18 protein-coding genes and 1 pseudogene are annotated in these 18,420 nt (G+C 62.2%); 8 read left to right on the forward strand and 11 right to left on the reverse strand.

Annotated features, from left to right (window positions below; all coding sequences use genetic code 11):
• Nucleotides 1-19: 19 nt before the first annotated feature.
• From hisI to PMI24_RS29755, 8 genes and pseudogenes are all read left to right on the forward strand, one after another.
• The gene (hisI, locus tag PMI24_RS07475) at nucleotides 20-421 is read left to right on the forward strand and encodes a phosphoribosyl-AMP cyclohydrolase (protein WP_007952421.1); all 402 of its coding nucleotides are present in this window, start codon (nucleotides 20-22) and stop codon (nucleotides 419-421) included.
• Nucleotides 414-746, forward strand: coding sequence for a phosphoribosyl-ATP diphosphatase (locus PMI24_RS07480; RefSeq protein ID WP_007952422.1), 333 nt, complete (start codon nucleotides 414-416; stop codon nucleotides 744-746). The genes hisI and PMI24_RS07480 overlap by 8 nt, the downstream gene beginning before the upstream one ends.
• A gap of 25 nt (nucleotides 747-771) precedes the next feature.
• Nucleotides 772-1,050, forward strand: a complete 279-nt coding sequence (locus tag PMI24_RS07485) for a twin-arginine translocase TatA/TatE family subunit (RefSeq protein ID WP_007952423.1) — start codon at nucleotides 772-774, stop codon at nucleotides 1,048-1,050.
• A gap of 10 nt (nucleotides 1,051-1,060) precedes the next feature.
• A complete protein-coding gene (tatB, locus tag PMI24_RS28740) occupies nucleotides 1,061-1,507 on the forward strand; it encodes a Sec-independent protein translocase protein TatB (RefSeq protein ID WP_007952424.1) in 447 nt (148 codons plus the stop codon).
• Nucleotides 1,504-2,292 carry a twin-arginine translocase subunit TatC gene (tatC, locus tag PMI24_RS07495; protein ID WP_007952425.1) on the forward strand — a complete coding sequence of 263 codons (789 nt, stop codon included), beginning with the start codon at nucleotides 1,504-1,506 and terminating at the stop codon, nucleotides 2,290-2,292. Before tatB ends, tatC begins: the two co-directional genes overlap by 4 nt.
• Nucleotides 2,289-2,996, forward strand: a complete 708-nt coding sequence (locus PMI24_RS07500; RefSeq protein ID WP_007952426.1) for a 16S rRNA (uracil(1498)-N(3))-methyltransferase — start codon at nucleotides 2,289-2,291, stop codon at nucleotides 2,994-2,996. The genes tatC and PMI24_RS07500 overlap by 4 nt, the downstream gene beginning before the upstream one ends.
• Before the next feature lie 228 nt (nucleotides 2,997-3,224).
• Nucleotides 3,225-4,169, forward strand: a pseudogene (locus PMI24_RS29750) (methyl-accepting chemotaxis protein); the annotation flags it as partial.
• Between the two features lie 141 nt (nucleotides 4,170-4,310).
• Complete coding sequence (locus tag PMI24_RS29755) at nucleotides 4,311-5,024, forward strand: methyl-accepting chemotaxis protein (protein WP_371857706.1); 714 nt, start codon at nucleotides 4,311-4,313, stop codon at nucleotides 5,022-5,024.
• A gap of 51 nt (nucleotides 5,025-5,075) precedes the next feature.
• On the opposite strand, the gene PMI24_RS07510 is transcribed toward PMI24_RS29755, so the two are convergent.
• The 11 genes from PMI24_RS07510 to hutI form a co-directional block, all read right to left on the reverse strand.
• Entirely contained in the window at nucleotides 5,076-5,810 is a 735-nt protein-coding gene (locus tag PMI24_RS07510) for an amino acid ABC transporter ATP-binding protein (protein WP_007952430.1), read from the reverse strand.
• Nucleotides 5,803-6,762, reverse strand: coding sequence for an amino acid ABC transporter permease (locus PMI24_RS07515; RefSeq protein WP_007952431.1), 960 nt, complete (start codon nucleotides 6,760-6,762; stop codon nucleotides 5,803-5,805). The genes PMI24_RS07510 and PMI24_RS07515 overlap by 8 nt, the downstream gene beginning before the upstream one ends.
• 138 nt (nucleotides 6,763-6,900) lie before the next feature.
• Nucleotides 6,901-7,698 carry a transporter substrate-binding domain-containing protein gene (locus PMI24_RS07520; RefSeq protein ID WP_007952432.1) on the reverse strand — a complete coding sequence of 266 codons (798 nt, stop codon included), beginning with the start codon at nucleotides 7,696-7,698 and terminating at the stop codon, nucleotides 6,901-6,903.
• Nucleotides 7,699-7,945: 247 nt separating this feature from the next.
• Nucleotides 7,946-10,516, reverse strand: coding sequence for a glucans biosynthesis glucosyltransferase MdoH (gene mdoH, locus PMI24_RS07525; protein ID WP_007952433.1), 2,571 nt, complete (start codon nucleotides 10,514-10,516; stop codon nucleotides 7,946-7,948).
• Nucleotides 10,509-12,323 (reverse strand): glucan biosynthesis protein G, encoded by a 1,815-nt coding sequence (locus PMI24_RS07530; RefSeq protein ID WP_007952434.1) that lies wholly within the window; start codon nucleotides 12,321-12,323, stop codon nucleotides 10,509-10,511. The genes mdoH and PMI24_RS07530 overlap by 8 nt, the downstream gene beginning before the upstream one ends.
• 321 nt (nucleotides 12,324-12,644) lie before the next feature.
• Nucleotides 12,645-13,082 carry a D-aminoacyl-tRNA deacylase gene (dtd, locus tag PMI24_RS07535; RefSeq protein WP_007952435.1) on the reverse strand — a complete coding sequence of 146 codons (438 nt, stop codon included), beginning with the start codon at nucleotides 13,080-13,082 and terminating at the stop codon, nucleotides 12,645-12,647.
• Complete coding sequence (pip, locus tag PMI24_RS07540) at nucleotides 13,079-14,050, reverse strand: prolyl aminopeptidase (protein WP_007952436.1); 972 nt, start codon at nucleotides 14,048-14,050, stop codon at nucleotides 13,079-13,081. The genes dtd and pip overlap by 4 nt, the downstream gene beginning before the upstream one ends.
• A 104-nt stretch (nucleotides 14,051-14,154) precedes the next feature.
• Entirely contained in the window at nucleotides 14,155-15,072 is a 918-nt protein-coding gene (locus PMI24_RS07545; RefSeq protein WP_007952442.1) for an alpha/beta hydrolase, read from the reverse strand.
• On the reverse strand, nucleotides 15,072-16,019 hold the full coding sequence (locus PMI24_RS07550) for a choline ABC transporter substrate-binding protein (RefSeq protein WP_007952444.1): 948 nt from the start codon (nucleotides 16,017-16,019) through the stop codon (nucleotides 15,072-15,074). The genes PMI24_RS07545 and PMI24_RS07550 overlap by 1 nt, the downstream gene beginning before the upstream one ends.
• A 284-nt stretch (nucleotides 16,020-16,303) precedes the next feature.
• Nucleotides 16,304-17,107 carry an N-formylglutamate deformylase gene (hutG, locus tag PMI24_RS07555; RefSeq protein WP_007952446.1) on the reverse strand — a complete coding sequence of 268 codons (804 nt, stop codon included), beginning with the start codon at nucleotides 17,105-17,107 and terminating at the stop codon, nucleotides 16,304-16,306.
• Nucleotides 17,108-17,117: 10 nt separating this feature from the next.
• Nucleotides 17,118-18,323 carry an imidazolonepropionase gene (gene hutI, locus PMI24_RS07560; RefSeq protein WP_007952447.1) on the reverse strand — a complete coding sequence of 402 codons (1,206 nt, stop codon included), beginning with the start codon at nucleotides 18,321-18,323 and terminating at the stop codon, nucleotides 17,118-17,120.
• Between the last annotated feature and the right edge of the window lie 97 nt (nucleotides 18,324-18,420).

Here is an 18,420-nt window from a genome sequence, read left to right on the forward strand (position 1 = left end):
TTCGCTGTCGGAGTCGAAGATGAAAAACTGGCTGGACGAGATCAAGTGGGACGCCGATGGCCTGGTGCCGGCGATTGCCCAGGATCACAAGACCGGACGCGTATTGATGATGGCCTGGATGAACCGCGAAGCCCTGGAGCTGACCGCGGCGGAAAACCGTGCCATCTATTGGTCACGTTCCCGTGGCAAGCTGTGGCGCAAGGGCGAAGAGTCCGGCCACGTACAGACGCTGCATGAAATGCGTCTGGACTGCGACGCCGACGTCATCATCCTGATGGTCGAACAGATCGGCGACATCGCTTGCCATACCGGCCGTCAAAGCTGCTTCTACCGCGTCTTCGAAAACGGCGACTGGAAAACGGTCGACCCGATCCTGAAAGACCCGCACGCCATCTATTCCGCAGGACACAAACATGAGTGACACCCTGACCCGCCTTGCTCAGGTGCTGGAAGAGCGCAAGGGCGCAGCCGCCGACAGCTCGTATGTCGCCAGCCTGTATCACAAGGGTCTGAACAAGATTCTGGAGAAAGTCGGCGAAGAATCGGTCGAAACGATCATTGCCGCCAAGGACGCCGCCGTCAGCGGCGACTGCAGCGACGTGATCTACGAGACCGCCGACCTGTGGTTCCACAGCATGGTCATGCTTGCCCAGCTGGGGCAGCATCCGCAGGCAGTGCTGGATGAACTGGATCGCCGTTTCGGCCTGTCCGGACACGTCGAGAAAGCCTCGCGTCCGTCCGCCTGAACAACTATTAGAGAGGAACAGCAACATGGGCATTTTTGACTGGAAACACTGGATCGTCATCCTGGTGGTCGTGGTACTGGTGTTCGGTACCAAGAAACTGAAAAACCTCGGCACCGACGTTGGCGAGTCGATCAAGGGCTTCCGTAAAGCCATGAACGACGACGAAAAACCGGCCGATCCGACCGTCACGCCTGCGCAGCCGGTTCCACCGGTACAGCCGCAAGCCACCGCTCAGGCCAACCCGCCGCACACCATCGACGTGCAGGCGCAGAAAGTCGAAGAGCCGATCCGCAAAGACGTGTGAGCACTGACTAATGTTTGGTATCAGCTTCTCTGAACTGCTGCTCGTCGGCCTCGTCGCCCTGCTGGTGCTGGGCCCCGAGCGTCTGCCGGGCGCTGCACGCACCGCCGGCCTGTGGGTCGGACGGCTGAAGCGCAGCTTCAACGCGATCAAACAGGAAGTTGAGCGTGAAATCGGTGCCGACGAAATCCGTCGGCAACTGCACAACGAGCACATCCTGTCGCTGGAACAGGAGGCGCGGAAGATTTTCACGCCCGTTCAGCAGGAGCCGACGCCGGTCGAGCACGTGGGTGAGCAGACGATTCACAGCCCTGCCGCTCCAACGCCAGCGGCACCTGCTGTAGCGCCAACCGAACCAGCGCCTGTCGTCGCGCCAGCCTCGGTTGAACACGTAGCCCAAACCGCCGCGCCGACCACACCAGCGCCTCACGACCCAACACTGCCGCCGCGAGCCCCATGAGCGATCTCCCCGAAAACGACCAGCATATGCCGCTGGTTTCGCACCTCACCGAGTTGCGCACCCGCCTGCTGCGTTGCGTCGCGGCGATCTTCATTATCTTCGCCGGGCTGTTTGCCTTCACCCAGCAGATCTACACCTTCGTCTCGACGCCGCTGCGCGAATACCTGCCGGCCGGCGCGACGATGATCGCCACCGACGTGTCGTCGCCGTTCCTGACGCCGCTGAAACTGACGATGATGGTCTCGCTGTTCCTGGCGATCCCGGTGATCCTGCATCAGATCTGGGGCTTCATCGCACCGGGCCTGTACAAGCACGAGAAGCGCGTCGCGGTGCCGTTGCTGATCTCCAGCATCCTGCTGTTCTACACCGGCATGGCATTCGCCTACTTCTTCGTGTTCCCGCTGATCTTCAAGTTCTTCGCCTCGGCCACTCCGGCCGGCGTGGAAATGATGACCGACATCACCAGTTACCTCGATTTCGTCATGACGCTGTTCTTCGCCTTCGGCGTGGCGTTCGAAATCCCGGTGGCCGTGGTGTTGCTGGTGTGGATCGGCGTGGTCGACGTCAAATACCTGAAGAAGATCCGTCCGTATGTGATCATCGGCTGCTTCGTGGTCGGCATGATCCTGACCCCGCCGGACATCTTCTCCCAGACCCTGCTGGCCGTGCCGATGTGGATGCTGTTCGAAGTCGGCATCCTGTTCGGCAGTCTGGTCAGCAAGCGCGAGCGCCCGGAAGAAACCGCCGACGACCACAACGACCAGCCGCCAGCGACTCAGCCATGAACCTGCTGCTGCTCGAAGAGGCCGACTTCATCGCGGCCGACCGCGTCGTGCTGCGTGATCGGCGCCTGACCCACATGCAGGAAGTCCACCGTTCGGAAGTCGGCGACAGCCTGCGGGTCGGGCGTATCAACGGGTTGATGGGCTCGGCCGAGCTGCTGCGCCTGGACGCGGGCGAAGCCGAGCTGCGAGTCACCCTCGATCAACCACCACCGGCCAAATTGCCGCTGACCCTGGTACTCGCCCTGCCCCGCCCGAAGATGCTGCGCCGGGTGTTCCAGACCGTGGCGACCATGGGCGTGTCGAAGGTGATTCTGGTCAACAGCTACCGGGTCGAGAAAAGCTTCTGGCAGACGCCGTTCCTCGAACCGGAAGCGATCCGCGAACAACTGATCCTCGGCCTCGAACAGGCCCGGGATACGGTGCTGCCGGAAATCATCATCGAGAAGCGCTTCAAGCCGTTCGTCGAAGACCGCCTGCCGGCCATCACCGACGGCACCCTCGGTCTGGTCGGCCATCCGGGGAACTTCCCGCCCTGCCCCCGCGCCCTCAGCGAACCGGTAACCCTGGCCATTGGCCCCGAGGGTGGCTGGATTCCCTACGAAATCGATCTGCTGGCCAAGGCCGGTCTGCAATCGGTGCAACTGGGCGACCGCATTCTGCGGGTCGAAACCGCCGTCACCGCGCTGCTCGCCCGGCTGTTCTGAGCGCTTCTGTTCTAAGCCCTTCTCCAGACAAATCGCGTTACAGATTGCCATCATGCGGCCGATACACTCTCCATAAGTCCAATTAGTTAGTGGTCCGAGGGGAGTCGTCGCATGTACCGTTGGTTAGCCGAGAATCTTGGAAACGTCAGCGTCAAACGCAAGCTGGGAATCGGTTTCGGCCTGGTGCTGCTGCTGACGCTGTTGATCACCTTTACCGGCTGGACCGGCATGAGCGGGATCATCAGCCGGGGCGACAAGCTCGGGTTCATCTCCAGCCTCAACGAGTTGACCAAAGACCTGCGCCTGGCGCGCCTGGACTATGAAGCCCGTCGTGGCGAACAGGGCCCCGGCGCGGTCAACGACCTGCTCGGCAAACTCGACAGCGGCCTGCAAAGCGCCCGTGGCATGATCGAGCAACCGTCCGACGTGGCCATGATCGATCAGCAACTGGCGGCAGTCGCCGAGTACAAACGCGCCTTTGGCGACATGACCCAGGCCACCGTGCAGCGTGAAGACGCCCGCAGCAAACTCGGCGCCAGCGCCGACAACGCCGTGGCCAAGGTCAGCGAAGTCGAAAAATCCCTGCTGCAAGGCGACAGCGTCGCGCAGTTCAACAGCGTGATCGAACTGAGCAAACTGCTGCAACAGGCGCGCTATCAGGTCCGCGGCTACACCTATAGCGGCAAGGCCGACGCAGAACAACCGGCGCTGGATGCCATCGCCGCCGCCCTGAACAATCTTGAAAGCCTGCCCGGCAAACTGCCCGAGCAACACATCGCCAACCTGCAACAGGCCACCGAATCGCTGAAGGCCTACCGCGCTGCTGTCAGCCAGTTCCGCGACTCCCAGGTGAACAACGCCAAGGCCATGGCTCGCATGACCGCTCAGGGCGACATCCTGCTCGACGTCAGCAAGAAACTCACCGAATCCCAGACCATCGTCCGCGACACCGATGCCGCCAGCGCCAAGAACCAGCTGCTGATCGCCACTCTGCTGGCCGTGGCCTTCGGTCTGCTCGCCGCCTGGGCGATCACCCGCCAGATCATCATCCCGCTGGAGCAAACCCTGAAAGTCGCCGAGCGCGTAGCCGCCGGTGATCTGACCCACAACCTGGTGTCTCTGCGCCGCGACGAACTCGGTCAACTGCAACGCTCGATGCAGAGCATGACTCAAGGCCTGCGCGAACTGATCGGCGGCATCAGCGACGGCGTGACCCAGATCGCCAGCGCCGCCGAAGAACTGTCCGCCGTGACCGAGCAGACCAGCGCCGGGGTGAACAATCAGAAAATCGAGACCGACCAGGTCGCGACCGCCATGAACGAAATGGCCGCCACCGTGCAGGAAGTCGCACGCAACGCCGAGGAAGCTTCGGAAGCAGCGGTCGCCGCCGACCAGCAGGCCCGCGAAGGCGACAAGGTGGTTGGCGAGGCCATCGCCCAGATCGAACGTCTGGCTGCTGAAGTCGGCCACTCCACCGAGGCCATGGGCGAGCTCAAGCGCGAAAGCGACAAAATCGGCAGCGTGCTCGACGTGATCAAGTCCGTGGCCCAGCAAACCAACCTGCTGGCCCTCAACGCCGCCATCGAGGCCGCCCGTGCCGGTGAAGCAGGACGTGGTTTTGCGGTGGTTGCCGACGAAGTCCGCAGCCTGGCCCAGCGCACTCAGAAGTCCACGGAAGAGATCGAAGAGCTGATCGTCGGCCTGCAGAACGGCACGCAGCAAGTGGCGACGATCATGGACAACAGCCGCACCCTGACCGACAGCAGCGTCGAGCTGACCCGTCGCGCCGGCGGTTCGCTGGAAAGCATCACCCGCACCGTGTCGGCGATTCAGGCGATGAACCAGCAGATCGCTGCGGCGGCCGAGCAGCAGAGCGCCGTGGCCGAAGAGATCAACCGCAGCGTGCTGAACGTGCGGGATGTCTCGGACCAGACCTCGGCGGCCAGTGAAGAGACGGCGGCCTCCAGCGTCGAGCTGGCGCGTTTGGGCACTCACCTGCAAACGCTGGTGGGCCGGTTCAAGGTGTAAACCGCGCACACAAAAAAACGCAGCCAATGGCTGCGTTTTTTTGCCCTGCGTTTAGAGGACTTGCCGCAGGAACGCCTGGGCTCGCGGATCCTTCGGTGCATCGAAGAACTCTGACGGCGAGGCGTCTTCCAGCAGTTTGCCGTGATCGAAGAACAGCACCCGATCCGCCACTTCCCGGGCGAAGCCCATTTCGTGGGTCACGCAGACCATGGTCATGCCTTCCACGGCCAGGTTCTTCATCACGTCCAGCACTTCACCGACCATTTCCGGGTCGAGGGCCGAGGTCGGTTCGTCGAACAACATGACCTTGGGGTCCATCGCCAGCGCCCGGGCAATCGCCACGCGCTGCTGCTGACCGCCGGACAGGCGCGACGGATATTCGCGGGCCTTCTGGGCGATGCCGACCTTCTCCAGCAATGCCAGAGCCTTGGCCTCGCTTTCCTTCTGGCCGCGCTTGCGCACGACTTTCTGTGCCAGGCACAGGTTCTCCAGCACGGTCATATGCGGGAACAGATTGAAATGCTGGAACACCATGCCGACTTCACGGCGGTAGGCGTTGACGTCGGTTCTCGGGTCGGCCAGTTGCAGGCCGTCGATGCTCACCGAGCCGGAATCGAATTCTTCCAGACCATTGAGGCAACGCAGGAAGGTCGATTTGCCGGAACCGGACGGGCCGATCACCACCAGCACTTCGCCTTTGGCCACGGAGGTGCTGACGTTATCCACCGCACGCACCACTTGCCCACGGGTGTCGAAGACTTTTACCAGATCGCGGACTTCAATCACTTTGCGCGAGCCTCCGCTCAAGCCGGCTGGCGATTTTCGACAGCGGCAGGTTGATCAACAGGTACAGGCCGGCGACGCAGAACAGGATCTCGAACGGCGAGAACGACGTGGTGATGACTTCACGACCGCTTTTCAGCAGCTCGGTGATGGCGATCACCGACACCAGCGAGGTGTCTTTGACCAGACTGATGAACTGCCCGGCCAACGGTGGCAGCACGCGCTTGAACGCTTGCGGCAGCACCACATGACGCATCGACTGACCAGCGCTCAAACCCAGCGAACGCGCCGCCTCGTTCTGGCCACGGGCAATCGACTGCACACCGGAACGGATGATTTCCGCGACGTAGGCGCCGGTGAACAGCGACAGCGCGGCGATCCCGGCGAATTCCCGGGACAGGTTCATCACCGTGCCGATGAAGAAATAGAAAATGAAGATCTGCACCAGCAGCGGCGTGCCGCGCACCAGTTCGACATAGATGGTCGACAGGTCGCGCAGGGTCGGGTTGCTCGACAACCGGCACAGCCCGGTCGCCAGACCGATCAGCAGGCCCAGCACCCCGGACACCACCGATAGCCAAAGCGTGGTCCACAGGCCCCACAACAGCGGACCCGCCGCCCAATGCCGCGTCACGCCCACGACGTCGCCTTCGGCCACATCGTCGCCCTGAGCGAATTGCAGGCTGTTTTCGTCGACGGTGAGGTGCTGCTCGTCACCGGCATCGTTGCGCAGGGTGACCTGCGCGCTGCCGCCCTTGCGCACCAGTTCGCTGACGGTGGAAATGTCAGTCGCGCGCTGGGTTTCCTCGGCCTGGTAGGCGAAGTACTGCGGCACGCGGTTCCAGCGCCATTCGTAGGACATCAGCGACGTGGCGTAATACAGCGCGCCGGCCAGGCCGACCAGCACCAGCACGGTCAGGACGTGCCAGGGCCATTGGGCTTTTTTCTGTTTCATTGCAGATTCTCAGATGATCGTTCCCACGCTCTGCGTGGGAATGCCGCCGGGGACGCTCTGCGTCCGTGCCTGATCGTGACGCGGAGCGTCACAGGATGCGCTCCCACGCAGAGCGTGGGAACGATCAGCGGACGGGCCTTATTCCATGTCCTTGAGCCACTCGGTGCTCTTGAACCACTTGTCATGGATGCGATCGTAGGTGCCGTCTTCGTGGATCTGGTGCAGGAAGTTGTTGATGAAGTTGATGCTGTCGTAGTCACCCTTCTTCAGACCGAACGCCAGCGGCTCGTAGGTGAACGGCTTGTCGAGGAACACCAGTTTGCCGGCGCCGACCTTGCTCACCGCAACCACGTTGTACGGCGCGTCGTAGATGAAGGCGTCAGCCTTGCCGTTGACCACGTCGAGCACGGCTTCCTGCTCGTTGTCGTAGCCGTGGTACTTGGCCTTGGAGATCAGCTTCTTGGCGACCATCTCGCCGGTGGTGCCGAGCTTGGAGGTGATGCGGTAGTCGGCGGTGTTCAGGTCTTTGTAGGACTTGATGGTGCCTTCCAGCTCCTTGCGGATCAGCAGGGTCTGGCCGACCACAATGAACGGTTCGCTGAAGTTCAGGCGCAGGTTGCGTTCCTGGGTCAGGGTCATGCCGCTGCCGATCATGTCGAACTTGTCGGTCATCAGCGCCGGGATGATCCCGTCGTAACCGGTGGACACCAGCTCCAGCTTGACGCCCATGGCCTTGGTCATGGCTTTGAGGATGTCGACTTCGAAACCGATGATTTCGCCGCGCTTGTTGGTCATTTCGAACGGCATGTAGGTCGGATCCATACCGACTTTCAACGAGCCGCGCTTGACCGCGTCATCGATTGCGCCGGCCTGCGCCGCATTGACTGCAACCAGTGCCGTGACGCCGACCAGCAGCATCGACAGATACTTCTTCATCTTCAAGTCCCCAAAACCATTGCGTTTGCGGCGCGAAAACCGACAGAAATGGACAAGATTGTCCGGGTGCGCCAATTCGGGGACGGATGCTAACGCACTCGTCCGTTTGCACAAGGTTTTTTGATCGGTTGGTGCCGGATGGGACGCAGAGCGTCCCGGGCTGCATTCCCACGCAGAGCGTGGGAACGAGTGATCCGCGACGGTAATCGGCAGGCAAAAAAAACCCCGCTTTCGCGGGGTTTCTTCATCAAGCCGGTTGCGCCTGCAAGCTCACCGGCTTGAGCGGCAGCAGCGGCGCATGGGGATCGGCTTTCACCGAAGCCCGCCATGCGTCCAGCCACTGGGCGTGACCTTCGGCCCACACCTGCTCGTGCAGACGGGCCAGGGCCACCGGATCGCTCAGCAGTTGCAGACGATCATGGTTGTTCAGCCCGGCCGGGCCGACCTTGATCGCGTGACGCACACGTTCCTGACGCAGCCATTCGATCGGCTCGGCCTCACCGTGACGCGAAGTCGCCAGCGAGCACGCCAGGGCGTTCTGCTGAGGATCGACCACGGCGCGGACGAAGCCGTCGTTCAGCGCGTGCCAGCGGTTTTCGTGGGTGTATTGATCGGTGGCCAGCAGCGCCTGTGGCGGATTGTATTCCTCGGGGATGAGGAACAGGCTCTCGTCACGGGATTTGAGGCCCAGACCGACGCGGCTGGAAATCACCGACACCGGAATCGACAGCATCAGCGAACCGACGATCGGCACCAGCCACCACAGGAAGCTCGGGTTCAGCCAGATCACCAGCAGCGCCCAGAAGAAGCCCAGCAGGGTCTGCGGACCGTGACGCTTGACCGCTTCGCTCCATGGCGTGGAGTCGTCGTCACGCTGCGGCGAGTTCCAGGTCGCGGCCCAGCCGAGGAACGCGGCCAGAACGAAACGGGTGTGGAAAATCATCCGCACCGGCGCCAGCAGCATGGAGAACAGCATCTCCAGCAGCATCGACAGGGTCACCTTGAACTTGCCGCCGAACTCTTTCGCACCCTTGGCCCAGATCAGGATGATGCTCAGCAGCTTCGGCAGGAACAGCAGCACGATGGTCGTCGAGAACAGCGCGATCGCCTTGTCCGGGTGCCACTGCGGCCACAGCGGATAGAGCTGACGCGGTTCGAGGAAGTACTGCGGCTCCATCAGCGTGTTCACCGCCAGCAGCGCGGTCGACAGCACCAGGAAGAAGAACCACAGCGGTGCCGACAGGTAAGACATCACGCCGGTCAGGAACACCGCGCGGTGCACCGGGTGCATGCCTTTTACCAGGAACAGACGGAAGTTCATCAGGTTGCCGTGGCACCAGCGACGGTCACGCTTGAGCTCATCGAGCAGGTTCGGCGGCAGTTCTTCGTAGCTGCCCGGCAGATCGTAGGCAATCCACACGCCCCAGCCGGCACGGCGCATCAGCGCAGCTTCAACGAAGTCGTGAGAGAGGATCGCACCGGAGAACGCACCCTTGCCCGGCAACGGCGCCAGGGCGCAGTGGTCGATGAACGGCTTCATGCGGATGATCGCGTTGTGACCCCAGTAGTGGGATTCACCCAACTGCCAGAAGTGCAGACCGGCAGTGAACAGCGGACCGTACACACGGGTGGCGAACTGCTGCATGCGTGCATATAGCGTGTCCATGCCCGAAGCGCGCGGTGCGGTCTGGATGATACCGGCGTCCGGAGTGGCCTCCATCAGGCGCACCAGACTGGTCAGGCACTCGCCGCTCATGACCGAGTCGGCGTCAAGTACGACCATGTACTTGTAGTCACCACCCCAGCGACGGCAGAAGTCGTCGAGGTTGCCGCTCTTGCGTTTGACGCGACGGCGACGGCGGCGATAGAAGATCTTGCCGAAACCCTTGGCTTCGCGGCAGACGTCCAGCCAGGCCTGCTGCTCGGCAACGCAGATGTCGGTGTCGTTACTGTCACTGAGGACGAAGAAGTCGAAACGGTCCAGGTCACCGGTAGCGGCGACCGACTCGAAGGTCGCGCGCAGACCGGCGAACACCCGAGGCACGTCTTCGTTGCAGATCGGCATCACCAGTGCGGTGCGTGCGTCCTTCGGAATCGGCTCGTTGCCGGCACTTTTACCGGAGATCCGGTATTTATCGTGGCCGGTGAGCAATTCGAGGAAGCCCATCAGCGCAGTCCAGAAACCGGCCGACACCCAGCAGAACAGAATCCCGAACATGATCAGGATGCTGGTCTGCAGCGCATACGGCAGCACTTGCGTGGCGGTTTGCAGCAGCGGTTGATGCAGGACTTCTTCCAGATCGACGAACGACCAGCCCTGGTACGGCATGATGCCTTTCATGTACCAGCCGGCGACGATGGTCTGACCCAGCATCAGCACCAGCAGAATGTAGCGACGGATCGAACCGACCGTGCGCCAGCGCGCCGCCGGCAGCACGTTGGCGTCCTTCGGCGGTTGCGGCGGGTTGGTCCGGCCGGTCAGGCGGCGCCAGCCACGCACCAGAATGTTGGTGCGCCACGGCTCCGGCACGACCTTGGTCCGACGGATCGGCGGCGTGGCCTTCATGCTGACGCGGCCGCTGGCGTCGAGCACCAGCATTTCCGCGTCTTGCAGCTCTTCGGCGGTGCTCAGGGTCAGGCGCTTGCCCACCGAAGCCTGGGCGGCTTCGGTCGGTGCGTCAAAGGTCTTGGACGACAGGCGTTCATGCAATTCGCTGAAGGACTGGCAGCCCGCGAGTTCCGCGCGCTGCTCGTCGGTCATCGGCAGATGCGCCAGGTACTCGGACAGAGTCTCTGGCTGTACTTGAGAGTTACTCATCGGCAGGCAACTGATAGCTCCAGGTCTCGGTCAGGACTTCTTCAGTCGGTGCCGATTCCGGTGTGGCTGGGGCCGCGTCCGCAGCGGCTGGCTGCTTGGCGTCTTTGTTGGCCTTGTCCTTGGCATCTGCAACCGGCTTGGCGTCGGCCTGTTTGGCCTCGGCAGCCTTGGCTTCCTTGTCGGCTTTCTCTTGTTGCTTGGCAGCAACCTTGTCGGCTTTGGCTACCGACGAGTTGGACGTCGGCACCGCAGACTTGGCCAGATCAGCGGTGACCACTGGCTGCACCAGAGCCGCGCGCATCTCGGTGGACTTGCTCGCGTCCTTGATCTTCATCCGCAGGGTCAGGCGCCAGCCCTTGGTTTCAGGGTTGTAGCGCACGCTGTTCTCGACCAGCTCGGCGTTGTCGCCGACGCTGACCTGGCTGCGAACGTCCGCATCCGGGGCCAAAGCGGCAAGGGACGGGCCTTCGAAGTCGACCAGGTAGGCAACGCTGCCATCCGGCTGACGGATCAGGTTCGATTGCTTGACGTCACCGGTCGAACGCAGGGTCTGGTTGACCCAGGCGCTGTCCGGCGCGTGCAGCGCGGCTTCGTCGATGGTCCAGTGCATGCGGTAGGCGAAGTCCAGCGGCTGGCCAGGCTCCGGCAGTTTTTCCGGGCTCCAGAACGCAACGATGTTGTCGTTGGTTTCGTCGGCGGTCGGGATCTCGACCAGATCGACGGTGCCTTTGCCCCAGTCGCCCTTCGGCTCGATCCAGGCGCTTGGACGCTTGTCGTAGCGGTCGTCGAGGTCTTCGTAGTGGCTGAAGTCACGGCCACGTTGCAGCAGACCGAAACCACGCGGGTTCTCGACGCTGAACTGGCTGACAGCCAAATGTTTAGGGTTGTTCAGTGGGCGCCAGATCCACTCGCCGTTGCCGGCATGGATCGACAGACCGCTGGAGTCGTGCAGTTCACGACGGTAGTTAAGTACTTTCGACGGCTGGTTGGCGCCGAACAGGAACATGCTGGTCAGCGGCGCGATGCCGAGCTTGCCGACCTTGTCACGCAGGTACATCTGGCCCTTGACGTCGACAATGGTGTCGCTGCCCGGACGCAGGATCAGACGGTAGGCGCCGGTCGCACGTGGCGAATCCAGCAGGGCGAAGATCACCAGGTGCTTGTCGCCCGGCTTTGGCTGCTGAATCCAGAACTCGCGAAAACGCGGGAATTCTTCGCCGGACGGCAAAGCGGTATCGATCGCCAGGCCACGGGCCGACAGACCGTAGGTGTGACCCTTGCCGACAACGCGGAAGTAGCTCGCGCCCAGCATGGTCATGATTTCGTCTTGCTTGTCAGCCTTGTTGATCGGGTACAGGACACGGAAACCGGCGTAGCCCAGTTGTTCGGTGGCCTTTGGATCGAACTGCAGGTCGCCGAAATCGAAACGGCTCGGATCGTATTTGATCTCTTCGACGGTGTTCGCGGTGATTTCGTTGATTTTCACCGGCGTATCGAAGTGCATGCCCTGGTGATAGAAGGACAGCTTGAACGGGTTCTTCTGGTCGGCCCATTCGGCTTTTTCGGTGCGGAAACGAATTTTCTGATAGTCCGCGAATTTCATTTCACGGAATTCGTTCGGCAGGTTGCTGCGCGGGGCTTCGAACTTCTGCCCGGCCAGCTCTTTGGCCTTGGCCGACACATCGTCAAGATTGAATGCCCAAAGCTGGCCGGCGCTGAGCAGGCAGAGTACTGCCGAGCCCGCTACCAGAGCGCTGCGCAAGCGTTTGGCAGACAATTTTGCTGCATTACAGGGACTAACAATCACGAGCAACCCTCGCCGAAAACAGATCAATAAACCAACGGCCAGATGAAGTGCCTGTGAGGGATTCGGTACAAAAAAACCGACCTTTCAGGACACCCTTGCCAAGTTGGCGAGCATTGTTCCGACTCCGCTGGGTCAAAATGATTCCCCAATCGGATCCGGACAAGTCTCTACCTAAGTCAAAATGGACCAACGAACGCTGATCCCCGTAGCGCGCGATTATCTAGTAGCCCGCGTGACAACGCATCAGGGGTAACAAAGTATTTATCGCGAAAATTCCCTGTTTTCAGTCGAAAAGCCCTTAAAAAGATGTTTCAAGCGCTTTCATGTCTGTAACAGGAAGGTTACCGGGCCATCGTTGACCAGGTGCACCTGCATATCCGCGCCGAATCTACCTGATGCCACTGTGCCATGCATCTGTTTCGCTTTGCTTAATAGATAGTCGAATAATTCTTCACCCAGCGCCGGAGGGGCGGCGGTCGAGAAACTCGGGCGCAACCCGCTTTTGGTGTCGGCAGCGAGGGTGAACTGAGAGACCAGCAGCAACCCGCCGCCCACATCCGCCAGGGACAGATTCATCTTGCCCTCGGCGTCACTGAACACTCGATAGTTAAGCAGCTTATGCAGAAGTTTGTCGGCGCTGGCCGGCGTGTCGTCGGGTTCGACCGCCACCAGCACCAATAAACCCTGATCGACACTGCCGACCACCTCGCCCGCCACTTCGACCCGCGCGCCTTTCACGCGCTGCAACAGACCCCTCATGCTTCTTCGGGCGGCAGGTCGAGCAGGCGCCGGGCCATTTTGCTGGCGGCGCGCACCAGTGCATCGGTGATGCCCGGTTCGGACGCGGCGTGGCCGGCATCGCGAATCACCTGCAACTCGCTGTTCGGCCAAGCCTGATGCAGTTCCCAGGCGTTGTCGAGCGGGCAGATCACGTCGTAGCGGCCGTGGATGATCACGCCCGGCAGATGGGCGATCTTGCCCATGTCGCGGATCAGCTGGTTTGGCTCAAGGAACGCATTGTTGGTGAAGTAGTGGCATTCGATCCGCGCGATCGACAAGGCGCGCTGCGGCTCGGAGAAGCGGTCGACCACCAGCGGATTCGGACGCAGGGTCGCGGTGCGCCCTTCCCAGGTCGACCAGGCCTTGGCCGCATGCATCTGGGCGATCTGGTCGTTGCCGGTCAGGCGTTTGTGGAAAGCGCTGAGCAGGTCGTCGCGCTCGTCCAGCGGAATCGGCGCGAGGTAGTCCTGCCAGTAATCGGGGAACAGACGGCTGGCGCCAGCCTGGTAGAACCATTCGATTTCCTGCGGACGGCAGAGAAAGATCCCGCGCAGGATGAGACCATGCACGCGCTCCGGGTGGGTCTGCGCGTACGCCAGCGCCAGGGTCGACCCCCAGGAACCGCCGAACAGCACCCATTTATCAATGCCCAGATGTTTACGAATGCGCTCGAGGTCTTCGACCAGATCCCAGGTGGTGTTGTTTTCCAGGCTGGCGTGGGGCGTGGAACGACCGCAACCGCGCTGGTCGAAGGTGACAATGCGATACAGGTTCGGATCGAAGTAGCGGCGACTCTGGGCGTCGCACCCGGCGCCGGGACCTCCGTGGATGAACACCACCGGCAAACCTTCCGGTGAACCGCTTTCGTCGACGTACAGCGTATGGGTGTCATCGACGGCCAGATCGTGCCGTGCGTGAGGTTTGATCTGCGGAAACAAAGTCTGCATTGCGCGCTCCGTAAGGGGTCGAGGTCATCCCTGGGGGGACTTCTATTATTCTGCCGTCCGGCATCATAAACCCGATTTACGTCAATGAGCATGCCCGTGCGCTGTCACATTTTGTCAGCCATGAACCCCAGCAGGTTCTCAAAGAGACGATCGACCTCGGCGACCTGATGCCGCGCCCGCAGGCAGCCGTGAACCAGCCCTTCGCCGTAGTACAGCGCCGCGTCGACGCCCGCCGCGTTCAGCCGTTCGGCGTAGCACACGCCGTCGTCACGCAGCGGATCGAACTGCGCCACGGCGATCCAGGCCGGGGGCAACCCGCTGAAGTCCCCGGCCAGCAACGGCATCGCATAAGCGTTCGGCTTCGCGGTGCCGCGCAGGTACAAGGCGTGATAGCAATCGACATCGCTGCTGGCGAGCAACGGCGCATCGGCGCATTCGCTGCGTGACGCCAACTGCTCGTCGCCTCCCAGCCCCGGATAAATCAAGACCTGCGCGCCCGGCAGCGGCTCGCCGGCATCGCGCAGTGCCAGGCACAGCGCCGCCGCCAGATTGCCGCCGGCGCTGTCGCCCGCCACCAGCATCCGCCCGGGATCGAACCAGAACGGCCCGCTGCGCAACGCGCGCCAGACGCTCAGGCAATCCTCGAAACCGGCCGGGAACGGATGCTCCGGCGCCAGCCGGTAATCCACCGCCACCACCATCGCCCCGAGCGCCGTGGCCAGCTCGCAGCAGATGAAGTCATGGGAATCCAGCCCGCCGACCACCCAACCGCCGCCGTGCAGATACAACACGCACGGCCAGCCACTGGCCGATGGCCGGACGGGCGGGCGATACGAGCGCACCGCCACCCCGCTCAACTGGAAATCCACCACCTCCAGACCCGCCGTCCGTTCGGGCGTGAAGGCGCGGCACATGGCGTCATAGGATTTGCGCAATCCGCCGAGGCTGCTGTCATCGCTGGCAAAGCCTTCGGTTCTGGCGACGAACGCCGCCATCGACGGCGAGAGTGGATAAGTGCCCATCAGTTTTTCAGGCTGGCCTGGACCGTGGCCACGCCGTCCTTGCCGTCAAAACTGCTGACACCCGCCAGCCAGCGTTGCAGGTCTTCGGGATGCGCACGCAGCCAGGTCTTCGCCACTTCCTGAGGGGTCTTGCGCTCCATGATCGGCACCATCAACTGGCTTTCCTGGGCGGCGGTGAAGGTCAGGTTTTCCAGCAGTCGATGGACGTTCGGGCAGCGCTCGGCGTAGTCCGGCGCGGTGACGGTGGAAACGGTGGCGGCGCCTTCGTTGGGGCCGTAGACGTCTTCGCTGCCGGTCAGGTAGGTGATTTTCATGTTGATGTTCATCGGGTGCGGGGTCCAGCCGACGAATACCACGAATTCCTTGCGGTTAACCGCCCGCTGCACGGCGGCGAGCATGCCGGCCTCACCGGATTCGATGATCTTGAAATCCTTCAGGCCGAAATGGTTGGTTTCGATCATGGTCTTGATCGTGGTGTTGGCGCCGCTGCCGGGTTCGATGCCGTAGATCTTGGCGCCGAGTTGATCCTTGAATTTTGCAATGTCGCCGAAGGTCTTCAGCCCTGCCGCCGCCACGTAGTCCGGCACCGCCAACGTCGCCTGGGCGTCGGCCAGGCTTGGCTTGTCCATGACCTTGACCTGATTGGCGGCGAGGAACGGCGCGATGTTCTTGTCCATCGCCGGTTTCCAGTAGCCGAGGAAGATATCGAGGCGCTTGTCGCGGATGCCGGCGAAGATGATTTGCTGCACGGCGCTGGTCTGCTTGCTTTCATAACCGAGGCCGTTGAGCAGGACGTCGGCCATGCCGCTGGTGGCGATCACGTCGGTCCAGTTGACCACGCCCATGCGCACGGTTTTGCAGGATGCATCATCGGAAGCCATGGCGCCGGCGCTGAGCAGCGCGCAGCCGGTGAGGATTAACGCACAACGAGTGAACAGTCTTTTCATGTGGGATCGTCTCGTGCGGCAGCGGGTTATTGTTCGGATCGGTGTATTCTTGCACCGTGGCCGAAACATTACGCAGCAGACGAGCGGGAAAAGCGAACTGTGGCGACCGGGATTTGCACGGTGGCGACTGTTTGAGGGCGCGCCCCCCCAGATCGCTCACTCACCGCAGATCGTTCCCACGCTCTGCGTGGGAATGCAGCCGTGACGCTCTGCGTCACTGGACGCTCTGCGTCCCTAGAGGCATTCCCACGCGGAGCGTGGGAACGATCAGAGTCAGCAGAGGGTTACGCGTTGTAGTGGGATTTGCCCCAGGCGAGCAGCCCTTGCAGCAGCTCCTTCAACACCACCCGCGTCGGCTCCGCCAGATCGGCGCGGTAGCGGAACGGTTCGAACTCTTCCATATACGTGCACTGGCCCAGCTCCAGTTGCACGGCGTGGATGTTCTCGGCCGGGTTGCCGTAGTGACGGGTGATGTGGCCGCCCTTGAAGCGTCCGTTCAGCACATGGCTGTAAGCGTCGTGGCGTGCACAGATCGCTTCCAGCTGCGTGGCCAGTTGTGGATCGCAACTGGCGCCATTGAAGGTGCCGAGGTTGAAGTCCGGCAGCTTGCCGTCGAACAGGTGCGGGATGATCGAGCGGATCGAATGCGCATCGAACAGCAGCGCGTAACCGAACTCGGCTTTCAGCCGCGCCAGCTCTTCCTGCAGGGTGCGGTGGTACGGCGTCCAAATCTGCTCCAGGTACGTCGCACGCTCTTCTTTCGACGGCTCCTGCCCTTCCTTGAACAATGGAATGCCATCGAACAGCGTCGCCGGATACAGACCGGTGGTGGCACCGGCGTACAGCGGTTTGTCGTCGGACGGCCGGTTCAGGTCGATGACGAATCGCGAGTACTCGGCCGCCAGGGTGCTGGCGCCCAGTTCGGCGGCGAAGTCGTAGAGCTGCGGAATGTGCCAGTCGGTGTCCGGCAGGCTTCTCGCGTCCGGGATCAACCCGGCCTCGACCGCCGGGGTCAGGCGCACACCGGCGTGGGGCATGCTGATCAGCAGCGGCACGCGACCTTGTTTGAAGTTCAGAACCTTATCCACAACCGCTCTCCTACAGACTTGATTCAACGCCGTGACGCACGACGCGTTTGTCCAGTTCACCACCCAGCCAGTAAGCCAGATCCGCCGGGCGGTCGATTTGCCAGGCGACAAAATCCGCGACCTTGCCGGCTTCCAGCGAGCCGTGGGTATCAGCCATGCCCAAAGCTTGCGCCGCGTGAATCGTGGCGCCGGCCAAGGCTTCTTCCGGGGTCATGCGGAAACAGGTGCAGGCCATGTTCAGCATCAGGCGCAACGACAGCGCCGGCGAAGTGCCGGGGTTGAGGTCGCTGGCGATGGCGATTTTCACTTTGTGTTTGCGCAGGGCTTCCATAGGCGGCAACTGGGTTTCACGCAGGAAATAGAACGCGCCCGGCAACAGCACCGCGACGGTGTCGGATTCGGCCATGGCGATGGCGTCGGCCTCGTCCATGAACTCCAGGTGATCGGCGGACAATGCGTGATAGCGCGCGGCCAGGCTGGAGCCGTGCAGCGACGACAATTGTTCGGCGTGCAGTTTCAACGGCAGATTGAGTTTTTGCGCGGCGATGAACACACGCTCGACCTGTTCCGGGGAGAACGCCAGGTATTCGCAGAACGCATCCACCGCATCCACCAACCCTTCGGCGGCCAGAGCCGGCAGCATCTCGGCGCAGATGTGATCGATGTAGTCGTCGGCGCGATCCTTGTATTCCGGCGGCAAGGCGTGGGCGGCCAGGCAGGTGCTGCGCACGCTGATCGGCAGCTCGGCGGCGAGGCGACGAATGACCCGCAGGATCTTGCGTTCGCTCGCCAGATCAAGGCCGTAGCCGGATTTCATTTCGACCGTGGTCACGCCGTCGCGCATCAGGCTTTTCAGACGTTTGGCGGCGCTGGCGAACAGCTCGTCTTCCGAGGCCTCGCGCGTGGCGCGCACGGTGCTGGCGATGCCGCCACCGGCGGCTGCGATCTCGGCGTAGCTGACGCCTTGCAGGCGCTTCTCGAACTCGCCGCTGCGGTTGCCGCCGAACACGGTGTGGGTGTGACAATCGATCAGGCCGGGGGTGACCCACGCGCCTTGCAGGTCATTGACCGCCGGGTATTCGCCTGACGGCAATTGGCTGCGCGGGCCGATCCACTCGATGAGTGCACCGGACGTCACGATGGCCGCATCCTCGATGATCGAGTAGACGCCTTGCGCCATGGTTGCGACGTGGCAGTGTTGCCAGAGGGTTTTCATCCCAAGTCCTCGTCTTGTTCAAAATCGATTCGCGAGCAAGCTCGCTCCCACAGTTGAAACTCGTACCTCTGTGGGAGCGAGCTTGCTCGCGAAGAGG

Origin of the sequence: Pseudomonas sp. GM25 (genome assembly GCF_000282255.1) — a bacterium.
GTDB lineage: Bacteria > Pseudomonadota > Gammaproteobacteria > Pseudomonadales > Pseudomonadaceae > Aquipseudomonas > Aquipseudomonas aphyarum.

Coding starts and splice junctions, on each gene's coding strand:
- hisI (WP_007952421.1), top strand. CDS start 20: ATGAAAAACTGGCTGGACGAGATCAAGTGGGACGCCGATGGCCTGGTG.
- PMI24_RS07480 (WP_007952422.1), top strand. CDS start 414: ATGAGTGACACCCTGACCCGCCTTGCTCAGGTGCTGGAAGAGCGCAAG.
- PMI24_RS07485 (WP_007952423.1), top strand. CDS start 772: ATGGGCATTTTTGACTGGAAACACTGGATCGTCATCCTGGTGGTCGTG.
- tatB (WP_007952424.1), top strand. CDS start 1,061: ATGTTTGGTATCAGCTTCTCTGAACTGCTGCTCGTCGGCCTCGTCGCC.
- tatC (WP_007952425.1), top strand. CDS start 1,504: ATGAGCGATCTCCCCGAAAACGACCAGCATATGCCGCTGGTTTCGCAC.
- PMI24_RS07500 (WP_007952426.1), top strand. CDS start 2,289: ATGAACCTGCTGCTGCTCGAAGAGGCCGACTTCATCGCGGCCGACCGC.
- PMI24_RS29755 (WP_371857706.1), top strand. CDS start 4,311: ATGAACGAAATGGCCGCCACCGTGCAGGAAGTCGCACGCAACGCCGAG.
- PMI24_RS07515 (WP_007952431.1), bottom strand. CDS start 6,762: ATGAAACAGAAAAAAGCCCAATGGCCCTGGCACGTCCTGACCGTGCTG.
- PMI24_RS07520 (WP_007952432.1), bottom strand. CDS start 7,698: ATGAAGAAGTATCTGTCGATGCTGCTGGTCGGCGTCACGGCACTGGTT.
- mdoH (WP_007952433.1), bottom strand. CDS start 10,516: ATGAGTAACTCTCAAGTACAGCCAGAGACTCTGTCCGAGTACCTGGCG.
- dtd (WP_007952435.1), bottom strand. CDS start 13,082: ATGAGGGGTCTGTTGCAGCGCGTGAAAGGCGCGCGGGTCGAAGTGGCG.
- pip (WP_007952436.1), bottom strand. CDS start 14,050: ATGCAGACTTTGTTTCCGCAGATCAAACCTCACGCACGGCACGATCTG.
- PMI24_RS07545 (WP_007952442.1), bottom strand. CDS start 15,072: ATGGGCACTTATCCACTCTCGCCGTCGATGGCGGCGTTCGTCGCCAGA.
- PMI24_RS07550 (WP_007952444.1), bottom strand. CDS start 16,019: ATGAAAAGACTGTTCACTCGTTGTGCGTTAATCCTCACCGGCTGCGCG.
- hutI (WP_007952447.1), bottom strand. CDS start 18,323: ATGAAAACCCTCTGGCAACACTGCCACGTCGCAACCATGGCGCAAGGC.